15 protein-coding genes are annotated in these 16,570 nt (G+C 34.6%); 4 read left to right on the top strand and 11 right to left on the bottom strand.

Annotated features, from left to right (window positions below; all coding sequences use genetic code 11):
* Window positions 1-8: 8 nt before the first annotated feature.
* The 5 genes from pstA to AC1RPT_RS04610 form a co-directional block, all read right to left on the bottom strand.
* The gene (gene pstA / locus AC1RPT_RS04630; RefSeq protein WP_481761494.1) at window positions 9-896 is read right to left on the bottom strand and encodes a phosphate ABC transporter permease PstA; all 888 of its coding nucleotides are present in this window, start codon (window positions 894-896) and stop codon (window positions 9-11) included.
* Window positions 896-1,816 carry a phosphate ABC transporter permease subunit PstC gene (gene pstC, locus AC1RPT_RS04625; protein ID WP_409022169.1) on the bottom strand — a complete coding sequence of 307 codons (921 nt, stop codon included), beginning with the start codon at window positions 1,814-1,816 and terminating at the stop codon, window positions 896-898. The genes pstA and pstC overlap by 1 nt, the downstream gene beginning before the upstream one ends.
* Before the next feature lie 2 nt (window positions 1,817-1,818).
* The gene (locus AC1RPT_RS04620) at window positions 1,819-2,697 is read right to left on the bottom strand and encodes a phosphate ABC transporter substrate-binding protein PstS family protein (RefSeq protein ID WP_481761495.1); all 879 of its coding nucleotides are present in this window, start codon (window positions 2,695-2,697) and stop codon (window positions 1,819-1,821) included.
* Between the two features lie 141 nt (window positions 2,698-2,838).
* Window positions 2,839-4,902: an LTA synthase family protein gene (locus AC1RPT_RS04615; protein ID WP_481761496.1), complete on the bottom strand. Its 2,064-nt coding sequence runs from the start codon at window positions 4,900-4,902 to the stop codon at window positions 2,839-2,841.
* 74 nt (window positions 4,903-4,976) lie between these two features.
* The gene (locus AC1RPT_RS04610; RefSeq protein ID WP_409022166.1) at window positions 4,977-5,210 is read right to left on the bottom strand and encodes a YkuJ family protein; all 234 of its coding nucleotides are present in this window, start codon (window positions 5,208-5,210) and stop codon (window positions 4,977-4,979) included.
* A gap of 134 nt (window positions 5,211-5,344) precedes the next feature.
* Here AC1RPT_RS04610 and AC1RPT_RS04605 point away from each other — a divergent pair, with 134 nt between their 5' ends.
* Window positions 5,345-6,520 carry a pyridoxal phosphate-dependent aminotransferase gene (locus AC1RPT_RS04605; RefSeq protein ID WP_481761497.1) on the top strand — a complete coding sequence of 392 codons (1,176 nt, stop codon included), beginning with the start codon at window positions 5,345-5,347 and terminating at the stop codon, window positions 6,518-6,520.
* 102 nt (window positions 6,521-6,622) lie between these two features.
* The gene (gene trxA / locus AC1RPT_RS04600; protein ID WP_481761498.1) at window positions 6,623-6,934 is read left to right on the top strand and encodes a thioredoxin; all 312 of its coding nucleotides are present in this window, start codon (window positions 6,623-6,625) and stop codon (window positions 6,932-6,934) included.
* A 198-nt stretch (window positions 6,935-7,132) separates the two neighbouring features.
* Here the strand turns inward: trxA and AC1RPT_RS04595 are convergent, their stop codons facing one another.
* The 6 genes from AC1RPT_RS04595 to AC1RPT_RS04570 form a co-directional block, all read right to left on the bottom strand.
* Window positions 7,133-8,161, bottom strand: a complete 1,029-nt coding sequence (locus AC1RPT_RS04595) for a lysylphosphatidylglycerol synthase transmembrane domain-containing protein (protein WP_481761499.1) — start codon at window positions 8,159-8,161, stop codon at window positions 7,133-7,135.
* Between the two features lie 3 nt (window positions 8,162-8,164).
* Window positions 8,165-9,187 (bottom strand): glycosyltransferase family 4 protein, encoded by a 1,023-nt coding sequence (locus tag AC1RPT_RS04590; RefSeq protein ID WP_481761500.1) that lies wholly within the window; start codon window positions 9,185-9,187, stop codon window positions 8,165-8,167.
* A 29-nt stretch (window positions 9,188-9,216) separates the two neighbouring features.
* Complete coding sequence (locus AC1RPT_RS04585; RefSeq protein WP_481761501.1) at window positions 9,217-10,398, bottom strand: glycosyltransferase family 4 protein; 1,182 nt, start codon at window positions 10,396-10,398, stop codon at window positions 9,217-9,219.
* 148 nt (window positions 10,399-10,546) lie between these two features.
* Window positions 10,547-12,268: a phosphoenolpyruvate--protein phosphotransferase gene (gene ptsP, locus AC1RPT_RS04580; RefSeq protein WP_481761502.1), complete on the bottom strand. Its 1,722-nt coding sequence runs from the start codon at window positions 12,266-12,268 to the stop codon at window positions 10,547-10,549.
* A complete protein-coding gene (locus AC1RPT_RS04575; protein ID WP_409022159.1) occupies window positions 12,268-12,534 on the bottom strand; it encodes a phosphocarrier protein HPr in 267 nt (88 codons plus the stop codon). Before AC1RPT_RS04575 ends, ptsP begins: the two co-directional genes overlap by 1 nt.
* A 151-nt stretch (window positions 12,535-12,685) precedes the next feature.
* Complete coding sequence (locus AC1RPT_RS04570) at window positions 12,686-12,874, bottom strand: hypothetical protein (protein WP_057973672.1); 189 nt, start codon at window positions 12,872-12,874, stop codon at window positions 12,686-12,688.
* 202 nt (window positions 12,875-13,076) lie between these two features.
* Here AC1RPT_RS04570 and AC1RPT_RS04565 point away from each other — a divergent pair, with 202 nt between their 5' ends.
* Together AC1RPT_RS04565 and AC1RPT_RS04560 are read left to right on the top strand one after the other, a co-directional pair.
* Window positions 13,077-15,308 (top strand): ATP-dependent Clp protease ATP-binding subunit, encoded by a 2,232-nt coding sequence (locus AC1RPT_RS04565; protein WP_481761503.1) that lies wholly within the window; start codon window positions 13,077-13,079, stop codon window positions 15,306-15,308.
* Window positions 15,309-15,459: 151 nt separating this feature from the next.
* Complete coding sequence (locus AC1RPT_RS04560; protein ID WP_481761504.1) at window positions 15,460-16,542, top strand: MucBP domain-containing protein; 1,083 nt, start codon at window positions 15,460-15,462, stop codon at window positions 16,540-16,542.
* Window positions 16,543-16,570: the final 28 nt, after the last annotated feature.

Here is a 16,570-nt window from a genome sequence, read left to right as displayed (position 1 = left end):
CTAATGATCTATTTACTTGATGTAATTTTACGATAAAGTGCTTTACCACCGAATCGAGCTAAGAAATTAAATAAAAGCACTGCGATAATTAAGACGGCTGATGCGCCTGCAGAAACAGCTGATGCATCAGGCATAATACCTTCTGAATTAATTTTCCAGATATGAACAGCTAATGTTTCAGCTGGACGCATTGGATTTAACGGACTCGCAATATTAGCTGGATTCCAGTTTGTAAAATCTAGTGCTGGCGCACTTTGACCAGCAGTATAAATTAACGCAGCTGCTTCACCAAAGATACGGCCGGCACTCAATATAACACCCGTTAAAATACCAGGTACTGCATCTGGAACAATAACTCTCGTAACGGTTTCCCAACGCGATAATCCTAACGAAAAGCCAGCCTCACGTTGTGAATATGGGATAGAACGTAATGACTCTTCGATTGATCTTGTTAATAAAGGTAAATTGAAGAACGTTAAGGCTAATGCACCTGATAAAATTGAAAAACCGAAATTATATTGGACAACGAAAATCAAAAACCCAAAAAGCCCAACAACAACTGAAGGTAATGAACTTAAAATTTCAACAGACGTTCTAATAACCGTCGTCACCCAATTATTTTTAGCGTATTCTGATAACCAAATACCCGCTCCCAATGAAATAGGGAAAGAAATCAATAATGTTAATAATAATAGATAGAAGGAATTAAACAATTGGATTCCTACTCCACCACCACTTGAAAATGATTTTGCGGGTGATGTTAAGAAATGCCAGCTGATATGTGGCACACCTCTAACCAATATATAGCCAAGTAAGGCCGCTAAAACAAGAACGACGAATCCGGCAATACCATATAAAATACTTGTTGCGATTTTATCTACTTTTTTAGGATTCATTATTTAAGCGCCCCTCTCTTACCAATTACTCTAACAACCATGTTAAAGAATAATGACATTAATAATAGAATTAAAGCAAGTGACCATAGCGCATTATTTTCTAATGAGCCCATGACAGTATTTCCAATTCCCATCGTCAAAATACTTGTTAAAGTTGATGATGGTGTAATTAAACTTGATGGCATCAATGATGCATTACCAATAACCATTTGAACGGCTAAGGCTTCACCAAAAGCTCGTGCCATACCAAAAACAACCGCTGTCATGATACCTGGTGTTGCTGCTCTTAGAATAACTTTATAAATTGTTTGCCAACGTGTTGCACCTAAGGCCAGTGAGGCTTCCCGGTAATAACGTGGGACAGATTTTAAAGTATCAACAGTCATTGACGTAACGGTTGGTAGAATCATAACAAATAACACAAATGTCCCAGATAAAATACCAAACCCTGTTCCACCAAAAATACTTCGAACAAATGGGACCACAACTGAAAGACCAATAAATCCATAAACAACTGAAGGAATACCAACTAATAATTCAGTTACCGGTTGTAAAATTCGGCTACCCGTATTTGGTGAAATTTCAACCATGAAAATAGCTGTTCCAATAGCGAAAGGTGTTGCAATTAATGCTGATAAAAAAGTGACAAAGAATGATCCAGAAATCATTGGTAAAGCCCCAACTTCTGGCTTACCTGCTTTATCAAGCGTTCCAGGGTTCCAACTCTTTCCTAATAAAAAATCTTTAATTGATACTTTATCAGTAAAGAACGTTGCTAATCCTTTTGAAGCAACGAAATAAAAGATAGCAAGAACAATAGCGACGATTAGTCCAATACAGAAATAAGTAATTATTTTACCGCGCATCTCTAGTTTAGATGCTTTTGATTTTTTGAGTAAACTTTCACGAATCGGATCCATAACTACATCCCCTTCTTAATTGGTGTTATTTTACCTTCAACCGAACGACTCACTTGCATCTGTGTTGTTGGAATATAACCTAATTTACTAACAACCTGTTTTTGAATTTTATTTGACATCATATAAGTTAAAAATTGTTTTGTTAATCCCGTGGGTTCACCATTCGTATACATATGTTCGTATGACCAGATTTTCCATTTATTTGAGGCAACATTACTTTCAGTTGGTTTAACTTTATCAACAGAAAGTACATCGACCGTTTTATCAACGTATGAGAAAGCCATATAACTTATTGCACCAGGTGTCGATCCGACAATTTGTCGAACCATTCCCGTTGAATCTTGTTCCTGTGCATCTTTACTTTGCTTACCTTCTAATCCCCATTTTTCAAATGTTAATCGTGTTCCCGAACCAGATGCACGATTTAAAAGGACAATTGGTAAATCATTGCCACCTAGTTGCTTCCAATTTGTTAATTTACCAGTAAAAATATCTATAAGTTGTTTTTTTGAGACGTTTTTAACGCCCACACCATTATTCACAACTGGCGTAATTCCAACAACGGCAACTTGATGGTCTACAAGTTTACTTGCCTTAATGCCTGATTTTTCTTCAGCAAAAACATCTGAGTTACCAATGCTAACGGCTTTTTCTTGAACTTGACTCAATCCTGTTCCGGATCCGCCACCTTGAACATTAACAAAGACGCCAACATTTTCAGTCCCGTATTCTTCACCAGCTGCCTCAACTAAAGGTTGTAAAGCTGTAGATCCAACAATTGTAATCGATTTTCCTGAATTTGATTGTGTCTCACATCCCGTTAAAGTTAATAACATGATGGATAAAATTCCACCAATCATTACTAAAGATCCCTTTTTCATAGTAACTTCCTCCATAAATATCGATATTTAACTTATACATTAAGTTTATATTTTTAATGTAAAGGTCCTGTGGGGGTATTGTAAAGATTGTGTAAAGGTTACAACAAAAAAAGCCATAACATGACGTTATGACTTCAATCGTTATTTTAATTCTGGAGCATCAGTTTTGAATAAACTTTCGGTAGATACCCCACCGTGTTGTTCAATTAAACTGGTTTTTTCTTTCTCTTGTGCTTTTTTCAAAGTTTCAAGAGCGTCACTTTTCTTGTAATTATAGTCAGATTTATTTACTTTAGTGAAATTACTTGGTGCGTAGAATCTTAATAGATCACCCGTAATAACTTCATCTGATAATGATAATGACGTTGTAACATGTTTTAATTCTTTGTTATAAACTTTTTGTTGTGCTGCCGTTAGTTTTTCGATTTCTTTACCAGTCTTAGTGTTATACGTGGTATTTCCAACTTTTGTAAAGGTTGGTGAAACGAAATCACCATTTCTAAAGGCAACCGTTTGGTTACGATTTTTCGATAATAAATCATTACCAAATTGAACCGTATCGGTATTCTTAACGCCTAATAGATCAAGTAAAGTTGGTAGCACATCAATTTCACCACCATAAGTATGATTAATACCGCCCTTAAGGCCATTCATATGAATCATAAATGGTACCTTTTGGAACATCGTTAAATCATAACTTGTTACTTTGTCTTTACCTAAAAGCTGTGCAATAGCTTTCGGATGATTATTAGAGATACCATAGTGATCACCATACATCACAATCATACTGTCCTTATACAAGCCACTCTTCTTCAAGTAACTAACGAATTCTCCGAATGATTGATCAAGATATTTAGATGTTTGAACATAACCATCAACCGTACTATCGTCTGTATCCGTCTTTTTGATTGACGTATTCGCACTATCTAAATCATATGGATAATGGTTAGTTAGTGTGATGAGTTTAGCATAAAAAGGTTGGGGTAATTGTTCAATATACTTAACCGATTGCTTCAAGAAAATCTTATCTTTCATCCCATAACCAACTTTATAGTTAGCTTTGACATCATAATAAGGTTCACTGAAGAAATACTGGTAACCAAATGATTTATAAGTATTATTACGATTCCAGAAACTACCCACGTCACCATGGAAAGCTGCTGTAGAGTAGCCTTTTTGATCAAGAATAGCGGGTGCTGCTTGGAATGTATTTTGTGTGCCATAAGTCGTCATCGCTGAACCAGATGGTAACCCATAAAGGGATGCTTCCAACATCATTTCAGCATCAGACGTTTTACCTTGTCCAACTTGATTAAAGAAATTATCAAATGATAATGTATTTTGATCATGATAATATTTATTAATGTTAGGCGTAACTTGTTGCCCATCCCATTTATAATCGATCATGAACTGTTGGAAACTTTCTAGATGAATCACAAAAACATTTTTACCCTTCGCTTTTCCATAATACTTTATATTTGAATTAGAACGATTTTTATCCAAATACTTTAGAACTTTATCCATATCTTTAGCAGTGGCATTTTTACGTGTCGCACTTTCTTTTTGCGTTTGATAAACATTATATCCCGCATAGAAATTCAAGCCTAAATATTTAACAATATAGTTATTATCAAAAGTTCTTGTCAATAATTGAGAACGATCCTTTTCAGCTAAACCTAAGTTCCCTAAAGCTAAAAGTACAGATGCAATAGTCAGGATAAAAGCATAACGCTTTTTAATTGGGTTATAGTCAATTTTGACTAATTTAAAGACAAGAATCAAAATTAAAATAATAATATCGATATAAACAAAGAAATCAGTTGGTCGTAAAATACCGGCAATTCCCTTGTCTAGATTATTAGCTACTGAACCTGAATTTTTGATAATTCCTAGTGAAAGAAAATCTGAAAACTCACGATAATAAACCATATTTGCAAAAAGCCATGATGTTTGAATAAAATCAACAATCAGCAAAATCCAATATGATTTTTTACCCTTAAAGTAGATTGCAATTCCAAATAATAATAACGCTGTTGGTATTGGATTAATATAAAGTAAAAATTGTTGCATGCTACCTGTTGCACCTAATGTAAATTTGGTTTCATAAGCAACAACTGTTTTGGCCCAAAATAAAACGAGCGTCAAGAGGAGGAATCCCCATCTTGAGCTCAATTTATCCTGAACATATTTTAAAGTTGACCGCATCTTAGTGCCTCCATTTTTTAAGATCAGTTTTCGAGAACACGAAAATGTCTTTCAATCTATGTTTCAGTTATTGATTAACTAAATAGTAAGTCGTAAACTTCCATTGCAATTAAATCAATATCATCGAAAGGAAATTTAGTATGGTTACTTAAATCTTCTAACGTATATGCTTTCATATCTGGATCATATTCAACGATTCCCTTTTCAACACCTTCACGTTCGAAGTGTCTTGTTTGGATTTCGCCGTTATCTTCTTTTTGCATAGCCTCTAAGCGACTAATGATTGCTACTAACTGAGAATTTTTCATAGTTGTTCCCCTTTCAATATCATAGTTAATAATACCAAATTTTCTATACATTTACACCTGATTAAGCAGATTATAATCGTTTCTTAACTTGTTTTTATGCTAAACTGTTAGTTATTAGACTTGGAGGCATAAAAATGAGCTTATTTAGAAAAGATTTGAACGATCAAGTATTTAAAATAGAGGTCTCAGATATTCGTCAATTTGATGATGAAGTGAGCCAAATTCCTGATATGATTAAATTAACAATGGGTGAACCAGATTTTAATACACCCGATCATGTTAAAGCAGCTGCCATCGAAGCCATTCATGAAAATTACTCACATTATATGGGTATGGCTGGTGATATTGAGTTACGTGAAGCTGCCAGTGAATTTTTTAATGAAAAATATGACGTTACTTATGATGCACAATCTGAAATTCTAGTTACAGTTGGTGCAACTGAAGCCATCGCAACTGCCTTACAGACTATCTTCAACCCCGGCGATGCCGTTCTTGTCCCAACGCCACTCTACCCTGGCTATATGCCACTGATTACTTTAAATCGGGTTAAACCAATTTTTATCAACACACGTGATAATAACTTTAGATTAACACCTGAGATGATTAATCAAGCTGTTAAAGATAATCCAAATGAAAATATTAAAGGTATTATCCTAATTAATCCAAGTAATCCAACTGGTATTTCTTGGACCGAAGATGAAGTTATTGCGATAACTGATGAAATTAGAAAGCAAAAATTATGGGCAATTAGTGATGAAATTTATAGTGAATTAACTTATGATCATGAACATGTCTCAATTGCAAAATATATCCGTGACCAAACTGTCCTAATTAATGGTTTATCAAAATCGCATGCCATGACTGGCTGGCGCATTGGATTCTTGCTTGCTCCCAAAGCGATGACTGATGAATTAAAAAAAGTTCATCAATACTTAGTAACCTCTGCAACAAGTGTTTCTCAACGTGCTGGAATTGCTGCCTTACGTGACGGTAAAGACGATGGTCGCATAATGAATGTTGAATATAAAAAACGCCGTGATTTCGTTATGGCTGAAATGAAAAAAATGCATTTTGAAATGGCACAACCTAGTGGCGCTTTTTATATTTTCGCAAAAATTCCTGCAGGATATAACCAAGATTCTATGGCATTCTGTAAAGAACTAGCTTTTAATAATAAACTTGCCTTAATTCCAGGAACTGCTTTTGGTGATTCTGGTCAAGGTTACGTTCGCTTAAGTTACGCTTCTAGTATGGAGAATTTAGTGCTTGGGATGGAACGTTTGAATGACTACATGACACAAAATAAATAAAAATACGGCGTTATTTCTTTATACTTACTTTTTGTAAGCATATATTTAGGCTAATTATATTTCCTCTGATATTATATTCAAATAAATAAAGGAGGAATTCAAATGGTACAAGCAATTACAGATGAAAATTTCAAAACAGTTACAGATTCAGGTATAACATTGACGGATTTTTGGGCAACATGGTGTGGCCCTTGCAAAATGCAATCACCAGCAATTGAGGAATTAGAACAAGAAATAGGTGACAAGGTTAAATTTGCTAAAATGGATGTTGACCAAAATCCTAAAACAGCTGACGATTTTGGTATCATGGGAATTCCCACATTAATGATTAAAAAAGATGGCGAAGTTGTTGATACACTCGTCGGTTATCATTCAAAAGAGCAAGTTAAAGACGCTTTATCACAATATATTTAACGATTTTGAAAAGCTAACTAATAAAAGCATTGTCATTTGACAGTGCTTTTTTGTCGTTATTTTGAATAGTAATAAACTGATTAGCGATTTTAGTATTGCTTAAAGAAACACGTTCTTCTCCTTATAAAACACAAAAAAAACCATTGCCAATAATAGAAAATCTATCATCAGCAATGGTTACTATCATATTTCATTTATTTAATCTTCAATTCCAACTTCTTCTACCTTATCTGGTTTAACAACTAAAGCAAACATTCCCGCAAATAGTCCAACATAGTAAGTTAAAATACGCCATAACAACATGGCTAAAATCAATTTACTGTGACTGGTCATGAAACTAGAAAAGACAATCGCGAAGCTATATTCTGCACCACCAGTTCCCCCCGGAATTGGGAAAAGTGAAATTACCATGACAATAAGCACATGAAGTGCTGTAATCATAATCACATTCACTGATGTGTATCCCAATGACAACATAATAAAGTATGGAATTAAATAGTAAAACGCGAGTTGGAAGAATGTTAATACAAAAACGTGAAAAATCATTTTCTTTTCATTCTTCATACGTAAACTCTCTTTATGGAAGTTTTCAATTTTTGAATAAATACTTGTATTCCAGCGATCAAAACGATCCCCTTTAACGAATAACTTAACAACTAGCATACAAACATACACTAATTTTTTAGTGAATCCATACCAATACATGATCATTAACAAAGCAGTAATCACAGCTAAATGAATCACAAATCCAAAAATCACGAATACCATTAGATAATTAACTTTATCTTGAATGTATTGAAACCCAATTAGTAAACAAACAATAAAATTAATAACAATCATTGCCTGGTAAACGACAAATTTCATTAATAAAATGGAACTTGCACGACCAGCGTCCACACCTGACTGAGCCATCGCAAACAATTGTGCAGGTTGTCCACCTGTTGAAAAAGGTGTGATTCCATTAAATAATTGTTCAATCAGTGGAATACGAATTGCATTCTTAAATGTAAATTTTTTATGTTGCCCTATCATGAACCGTTGAACAACAAATGCTTCAATGACAAAGTACATACAGATACAAAATACTGCTACTAATAACCACCATATATTAATATTAACTAAAGCTTTAACGAGCGACTGAATTGATACATTTTTTAAAGAATAAGCGAATATCCCCATCCCAATTATAACCATTAACGTCAATAAACCTATGTTTTTTCGAGTCATCTTTTAGCCCTCTTTGCTCTGGTCCAAGTAAAATTGATGCCAAATTTCAGCCAATCTATCCTCAGAATAGTATGCTGATGCCTGATCTGCTTTGTCATGCAAAACTGATAACGCATTGGGATCTTCTTTTAATTTTCTCAATTTAATTTGCATACCATTAACATCTGTCGCGGCATCATAATAGCCCTCAATAACCGCTTTATAAAGATCTAAATCGCGCAATAATACAGGTGTCCCACAACTAAATGCTTCTAATACTGACATTGGAAACAATTCATTGAAAGATGGCAGTAAGAAAAGGTTAGCAATATTGTAATAATTTACTAGAGCTTCTCGATCAATAATCCCAGTAAACGTTAAATTACTAGGCGGATTATCAACTACTTTTTTTAATTCAGCATAACCGTCAGTTAACTTACCAAATGAAAAGCCACCGGCCCAAATAAATTGGATATCAGGATTTTGCTTAGCTAACTTAATAAAATCGGGCACACCTTTTCTTTCTTGAACTTGACCATCACCAAAAACAACAAATTTATCGGCTGGAATACCTAACGCATCTCTAAAAGCTTGTTTTTCTTCCACGGTTTTTTCATAAAAAACTTTTTTTGAAACAAAATTAGGAATATACGTGACGCGTTCTTTTGGAATCTTAAACGCTTCAAGTTTTGGAATAAAACTTGGATTAACCACGACAATATGATCCATTCGTTTATAAAAAGCAATTACATACCAATAAAAAATGGCTTTAAAAGGTTGTGGAATTTTAACACTTCCCTCAAGTGTTTCTGGTAAAAAATGGACATAGCCAATTTTTTTACCTCTACCTGGCATAAAAGTCGAAAGGTAATAAGGAAAATTGATGGTATGGTAATGACTAATATCTGAGCGACTATATTTATTCACACTAATTTTGAATTCAGTTGGAAAGCGTTCTTTGAGCAACTTCATCATTTCGGTATATGCGCTACCGACCCCTTGTCCTTTAACCGAATTGGCCGCAGAAAACATGTTAATTAATAGCATGGTTGAAACTCCTTTGAAAATAAATTCGTTTATAGATGACTGATTTCGTCATCCTCTTCTTCTATTTCAACATAATGAATTTGAGCATCTTGGTAAAATTCAGCAACTTTTGATCCAAATGTTGCCGCTGAAATTTCTTTTAACTTTTCTAATCTTGGCTCTGGATCAACTTCTTCATGACATCTATTTAAGTAATCAATAATATCAGTCACCATTTCAGTTTCAGATGAAAAAGTTTTACCAACTTCTGGTTTTTCCATTAACTCGTCAGTATATTTACCCGTTTTAGCAATAACCGGTGTTCCAGCAGCTAAAGCTTCGATAAACGTCAATCCTTGAGATTCTGTTACTGATGCAGACACAAATAAATCTGCTAACTGATAAAAATGGAATACCTCATCATTATCAACTTCACCAATAAATCTGACGTTGTCCTTTAAATTTAAACTTTCTGTTTGCTCTTCAAGGGTTTCACGTGCCGGACCATCCCCTACAATCAAGAGTAAAACATTCGGTACTTTTTTAATTATCGCTGGCATACCATCAATAATTTCTTGTGTATTCTTTTCAAATGCCAATCGACTTAACGCAAGCATGACTGGTTGATCTTCAGAAATGTCTAATTTAGAACGATAATCTTCTGTTTCAATTTGTTCAAATTGAGAAATGTCTACCCCTGTAGGGATAACTCGTATTTCTGATTTCACACCATACTTCTGTAGCAACGTCTGAACGCGTGTACTTGGTGCGATAATCCCGCTCATATGGAATGCAAATGTTTTTGTCATTTGCTTAACATGGTATGGTTTCAATAACTTACCATTGGCAATGTAATGTAAATAATCTTCATACATTGTATGATAGGTATGTAAACAAGGAACTTTTAAATTTCTTGCAACAAATTTACCAATCCAGCCCATAGAAAATTCAGTCTGTGTATGAATAACGTCTAAATTTAGTTCTTTTGCCACTTGGTAAGCTTGAAATAAGCCTCTAACAGCAATTCTTCTATCTGTAAAAGAAACAAATGGAATACTAGAGAATCTAAAAATATTACGTTCATATACTGTCTTATCAACATGTGGGTCAGTCGTCGTAAAGATATAGACGGTATGTCCCTCTTTTTCGAGCTCGTTTCTTAGTGTTTTTATTGAAGTCGCCACACCGCTCACTTGTGGAAAATATGTATCTGTAAAAATTCCAATATTCACGATAAGGTCCCCTTGTCTATTCTAATATAATAGTTTTAATTATATTGGTTTCTCACCCGTTATGCAATAAAAGTAGACTATTCTCATCTATTCCCAATTAAACACAAAAAAACTGATAATCGAAATTACCAGTTTTTTTGTGTTTAATTTATTTCATGTAAGATTCAACTAATGCAATAACTTCTTCATTAGTTTCACAGTCAGAAACAGCTTTATCAGCTAATTCCTTCATTTTTGTTGTATCTAATTTTTTCATTAAACTACGTGTTTTAAGAATTGACGAAGCACTCATTGAGAATTCATCAAGTCCCATTCCAGCTAAAATAGGTACGGCAATTTGATCGCCGGCCATTTCGCCACACATACCTGCCCACTTACCTTCTTTATGAGCCGAATCAATTACCATTTTAATCAAACGTAAAATTGATGGGTTATAAGGTTGGTAAAGGTATGACACTTGTTCATTACCTCGATCAGCAGCCATTGAATATTGAATTAAATCATTTGTACCAATACTAAAGAAATCAGCATACTTAGCCAAATGATCACCGTTCATAACAGCAGCAGGAATTTCCATCATCATACCGACTTCAAGTTTATCTGCTACTGGTACACCAGCGTCAATTAACTTAGTACGTTCTTCAGTATAGATAGCTTTTGCTGATTTAAATTCATCAACAGTTGCAATCATAGGGAACATAATTGCTAATTGTCCATAATGAGAAGCTCTAAGTAGAGCACGAAGTTGTGTTCTGAAAATATCTTGACGATCCAAACTAATACGGATTGCGCGATATCCTAAGAACGGATTCATTTCCTCTGGTAATGGCAAGTAAGGTAATTCCTTATCGCCTCCAATATCCATTGTTCTTACAACTACTTGTTTACCATTCATACCTTCAACTGCAGCTTTATAAGCTTTAAATTGATCATCTTCTGAAGGTAATTCACTAGCATCCATGTATAAGAATTCTGAACGGAATAAACCAACTGCTTCAGCACCATTATCTACTGCACCCTCAACATCCTTAGGTGTACCGATATTAGCAGCTAAATCAAAATGTACGCCATCAGCAGTAACTGTTTTAGCGTCTTTTAGTTCTTCCCATTCAGCTTTTTGATCAGAAAAAGCTTTTGCTTTTGCTTCATATGTTGAAATTTCTTCAGCAGTAGGATTGATAATTCCGTCACCATTGATACCATCAACAATAACCATATCACCTTCTGAGATTGCAGTCGTTGGATCACCAGCGCCTACAACAGCAGGAATTTCAAGCGTACGAGACATAATAGCAGAATGAGAAGTACGTCCACCAACATCAGTAATAAATCCTTTAACAAATTTACGATTTAATTGGGCTGTATCCGATGGTGTTAAATCATGTGCAACGACCACAACTTCTTGATCGATAAGAGCAGGATTAGGAATTGTAACTCCTAATAAATGACTCATTACACGTTTCGTAACATCACGAATATCGCCTGCACGTTCTTGCATATAAGCATTATCAGTCATATCTTCAAACATTGAAATGAACATATCTGTGACATCCTTCAATGCTGCTTCAGCGTTGACCTTATCATTTTTGATTTTATCGCCAATGTTGCCCATAAGTTCAGGATCTGAAAGGATTGTCAAATGAGCTTCAAAAACCTCGGCTTCTTCTGCGCCGAGGTTTTCTGCAGCTTTTTGTTTGATTAGTTTCAAATCTTCACTTGATGCTGCAACAGCAGCATCAAGGCGTTTGATTTCTGACTCTGGATCTTCAATGCTTACTTGCGAGAATGACAAATCGGGTTGAACTAACATATATGCTTTAGCAATGGCAATACCATCACTAGCAGCAATCCCTTTTAGCATTTTCGACATTATTCAGCAAGTCCTTCTTTCGTCATTGTTTCTGTAATAGCTGCGATTGCATCTGTTTCGTCAGCGCCATCAGCAGTGATTGTTACATCAGCATTTTGACCAACGCCTAATGACATAACGCCCATGATTGATTTCAAGTTTACTGATTTTTCTCCGTAAACCAAAGCAACGTCAGCAGTAAATTTGCTTGCTGCTTGTACCAATAATGTAGCTGGACGCGCGTGGATACCTGTTTCTGCGATTACGTGAAAGTCTTTCTTTTCCATAATTAATTATCTCCTTGATGTTCTATATTTTTTTATTTTAGAAAAATGCATAACCCACTAACAAAAGCAAAGAACACGTTTTCATTAATAAATTAAACACATTAGTCTTTAGAGACAAATAATACCATTATTTAAAAAATGATACAAGTCTTTAGTTTTTCAAACTAACATATTTGTAAATAATTTGACCTTCTCTTTGCGCATTACCAACGATTGCCTTACGTAATTTTTCTTTTTGCCAAACAAGTTGAAACGCCATAAATTCATCTGGGTTGATTGTTATTGTCTCTATTTCACCAGCAATCAATGCATCAATTTTTGCTTTATAATCTTCGCTCATTTTCAAACCTCTTTTCACTAAAATCTACTATACTAAATTCATTATAGATTAGCCTCCATAAAATGTAAAAAAGGAGTTCTAATTGCTTGCAGAATTTTTCCATATTTTGTATACTATTCATCGAAGGTCAAAGATGGTCAACATGTTTTTGATCTTAGATAAACTAAACTATACGAACGAAATATGAAAGGTTGTGACACATATGATCTGTCAAAATTGTCAAATCAATCCAGCGACAATACACTTATCAACTAACTTAAATGGTCAACATCAAGAATACGATTTATGTCAAAATTGTTATCGATTACTAAAAGATGAACAAGAGCGTTTAAGTAATGGTCAAATCCGTAATAATCAACAAGATCCATTTAGCTTTGGTAACCTTGATGATTTATTTAATGCGATTGCACCAAATAGTCAAAATAATAGTTCACAAAGAAAAGAGCAGACACCTCCTACCCAAGCTGGTAGAAATGGTGGCGCTAATAAAAATAATGGTAAGGATACAATCCTTGGTCAATTCGGTCTTAATTTAACCGATGAGGCACGGGCAGGAAATATTGACCCGGTCATTGGTCGCGATCAAGAAATTAATCAAATCATTGAAATTTTGAATCGTCGGACAAAAAATAATCCTGTTCTAATCGGCGAAGCTGGTGTTGGTAAAACAGCAGTCGTTGAAGGATTAGCTCAAAAAATTGTTGATTCAGCTGTTCCTCAAAAACTTTTAAACAAACAAGTTATTCGATTAGATGTTGTTTCATTAGTTCAAGGAACGGGTATTCGTGGTCAGTTCGAAGAACGAATGCAACAATTAATGAAGGAACTTAAAAATGATAAGTCTATCATTCTATTCATTGATGAAATTCATGAAATTGTAGGCGCTGGTAATGCTGAAGGTGGTATGGATGCCGGTAACGTTCTAAAACCAGCTCTTGCTCGAGGCGAATTACAACTCGTTGGCGCAACAACTCTAAATGAATATCGTCAAATCGAAAAAGATGCTGCGCTTGCACGTCGTTTACAGCCTATCCAAGTTGATGAACCTAGTGTCGAAGAGTCAATCGTCATTTTAAAAGGTATTCAAAAGAAATACGAAGCTTACCATCATGTTCATTATAGTGATGAAGCAATTGAAGCTGCTGCTTCTCTCTCTGACCGTTACATTCAAGATCGTTTTTTACCAGATAAAGCCATCGATTTACTTGATGAATCTGGGTCAAAAATGAATTTAACCATTAAAGCTATTGATCCCAAATTAGTTGCAGAAAAAATTAAAAACGCTGAAACTCAAAAACAAGCTGCACTAACCGACGAAGATTATGAAAAAGCAGCCTACTATCGCGATCAAGTCGCAAAATTCAAAGAATTACAAGATAGTAATACTGATTCTGATGAATTACCAATTGTAACCGAAAAAGAAATGGAACAAATTATTGAAGAAAAAACAGGGATTCCTGTAGGCGAACTAAAGGAAAAAGAGCAACAACAATTGAAAAATTTAGCCACTTCCCTTCAAGCTAATGTCATTGGCCAAGATGACGCCATTGATAAAGTGGCCCGCGCCATCCGCCGTAACCGGATTGGATTCAATAAATCTGGGCGTCCTATCGGATCATTCTTGTTTGTTGGACCAACTGGAATTGGTAAAACAGAACTTGCTAAACAATTATCAAAAGAATTATTTGGAACAAAAGAATCAATGATTCGTTTCGATATGAGTGAGTACATGGAGAACCATTCAGTTTCTAAATTGATTGGTTCCCCTCCTGGCTATGTTGGTTATGAAGAAGCTGGTCAATTAACTGAACAAGTTCGTCGTAATCCATACAGTTTAATCTTGTTAGATGAAGTTGAAAAAGCACATCCTGATGTTATGCATATGTTCTTGCAGATTCTTGAAGATGGCCGTTTAACAGATTCACAAGGTCGCGTGGTAAGTTTCAAAGATACGATTATCATTATGACATCTAACGCTGGTAGTGCTGATGCTGAAGCAAATGTTGGCTTTGGTGCAACGTCAACTGGTGCAACCCATGCCATCATTGATAAACTATCAAATTACTTCCGTCCTGAATTTTTAAACCGTTTTGATGACATCGTTGAATTTAACTCATTAAGTAAAGAAAACTTAGTTTCAATCGTAAGTATCATGCTTGATGACGTTAATAAAGTTCTTAAAAATCAAAACTTAGAACTTCACGTTACAAATCGGGTTGAAGAAAAATTAGTTGATTTAGGCTACAATCCCGCAATGGGTGCTCGTCCACTAAGACGTGTTATCCAGGAACAGATTGAAGATCAAATAGCTGACTTCTACCTTGATAATCCTGATGTAACAAAATTAGCTGCAAAAATTGAAAAAGATGAAATTAAGATATCAGCCGATACAACTACTGATGTTAAAGATTCCGACTCTAACGTTGAAAAGTAAAGGCTAAACTAAAGATGCAGACTCAGATAATTTTTTCTGAGTCTGCATCTTTTTTTATTTTATTCATTCTTTTAAATAAATAAACGATATTTCAAACACTTTTCCCCAATAATTAATCTTTTTAGGTTATAATTATGATATTAGATTATGAATGGAGCTGATTAAAATCGCCTTAAGAGATTTCTTCCGGAATATGTTGTCTGTTTTTACAAAAAATGACCAACCTACTTCCACTTCCGATATACAATTTGTATTCAATTCTGAATCAACAAAAAAATATAAGGCACCAAAACAAAAGAAACATGAAGTCATTGAAGAAAAAACTTTTCTACCAACATCTGTTTCAGATGCCACAATGATTGTTTACTATAAAGACCAAAATAATAATAATCTATCTCGTCCGCAAATTATCAGTGGCACTATAGGTAGCGATTTAAGACTTCAATTTGAACCAATCAATGATTATAATCTAGTTGGCATTTCGGGATTCACAAGTACTTTTGTAACCAACTATGGTGCTATTATTTTAAGCTATGAAAAGAAACATGGCGCTGCCGTTTGGATTTATAATCAAGATATTGATGGTGGCTACTTAATCGGCTCACCCACTTTACTACGTGGCCATTTGAATGACCCTTTCACTTATGACCCTGTCAATATTCCAGGGTTCAATTTATTGCGTGCCTCAAAAACTAGTTATGGTACTTTCACAAATGAACAACAAACCATCTACTATTATTATCGCAACATCAATTGGAAAACCGTCGATCAAATTGACGCATACATCCAGATTACAAAACGCGTACGTCCTTATGACTTACCCGAGGGTAACTCCTATCCCGCCTTCTTACCTGCTGGCGTTATTTTACAAGTATTTGAAAAAATCGAAACGAATTTGGGAACTATTTGGTACAGCATAGGTGGCAATCAATGGTTAGAAAGTACTTCTAATGTAAAAATGATTATTCAACCCAAATATGCTTTATTACCCGACAATGACACCAATGAATTTACTAAAAAAATAATCAATCACTCTGCTTCAATTGATTACATTCCTAATAAATCTGTAACTATTTACACTAAACCTTATGGTAAAAAATTACGAGTTTTAGCTGACAATACACAAGTTACTTTAATCAGTCAGTTATCATCAAGTAATGATGTTTGGTTTGAATTAAAAGATGGTGGTTTTATTGATGAAACTTACATCAAAATGCCTTACTCATTAAATTAATAAGCACTCAAAAAAGAGGTATACCAAT

The sequence above is a fragment of the Dellaglioa sp. CoH-56-MRSF-11 genome (assembly GCF_056782135.1).
Note: the sequence above shows the minus strand (reverse complement) of the source record. Positions and strands in the feature narration are given on the sequence as shown.

What these genes read in the sequence shown, in the direction of transcription:
- AC1RPT_RS04590 (WP_481761500.1), bottom strand. Translation starts at nt 9,187, where the DNA reads ATGCTATTAATTAACATGTTTTCTGCGGCCAATTCGGTTAAAGGACAA.
- AC1RPT_RS04620 (WP_481761495.1), bottom strand. Translation starts at nt 2,697, where the DNA reads ATGAAAAAGGGATCTTTAGTAATGATTGGTGGAATTTTATCCATCATG.
- AC1RPT_RS04565 (WP_481761503.1), top strand. Translation starts at nt 13,077, where the DNA reads ATGATCTGTCAAAATTGTCAAATCAATCCAGCGACAATACACTTATCA.
- AC1RPT_RS04560 (WP_481761504.1), top strand. Translation starts at nt 15,460, where the DNA reads ATGGAGCTGATTAAAATCGCCTTAAGAGATTTCTTCCGGAATATGTTG.
- AC1RPT_RS04615 (WP_481761496.1), bottom strand. Translation starts at nt 4,902, where the DNA reads ATGCGGTCAACTTTAAAATATGTTCAGGATAAATTGAGCTCAAGATGG.
- AC1RPT_RS04605 (WP_481761497.1), top strand. Translation starts at nt 5,345, where the DNA reads ATGAGCTTATTTAGAAAAGATTTGAACGATCAAGTATTTAAAATAGAG.
- AC1RPT_RS04575 (WP_409022159.1), bottom strand. Translation starts at nt 12,534, where the DNA reads ATGGAAAAGAAAGACTTTCACGTAATCGCAGAAACAGGTATCCACGCG.
- AC1RPT_RS04570 (WP_057973672.1), bottom strand. Translation starts at nt 12,874, where the DNA reads ATGAGCGAAGATTATAAAGCAAAAATTGATGCATTGATTGCTGGTGAA.
- pstC (WP_409022169.1), bottom strand. Translation starts at nt 1,816, where the DNA reads ATGGATCCGATTCGTGAAAGTTTACTCAAAAAATCAAAAGCATCTAAA.
- AC1RPT_RS04595 (WP_481761499.1), bottom strand. Translation starts at nt 8,161, where the DNA reads ATGACTCGAAAAAACATAGGTTTATTGACGTTAATGGTTATAATTGGG.
- pstA (WP_481761494.1), bottom strand. Translation starts at nt 896, where the DNA reads ATGAATCCTAAAAAAGTAGATAAAATCGCAACAAGTATTTTATATGGT.
- AC1RPT_RS04610 (WP_409022166.1), bottom strand. Translation starts at nt 5,210, where the DNA reads ATGAAAAATTCTCAGTTAGTAGCAATCATTAGTCGCTTAGAGGCTATG.
- trxA (WP_481761498.1), top strand. Translation starts at nt 6,623, where the DNA reads ATGGTACAAGCAATTACAGATGAAAATTTCAAAACAGTTACAGATTCA.
- ptsP (WP_481761502.1), bottom strand. Translation starts at nt 12,268, where the DNA reads ATGTCGAAAATGCTAAAAGGGATTGCTGCTAGTGATGGTATTGCCATT.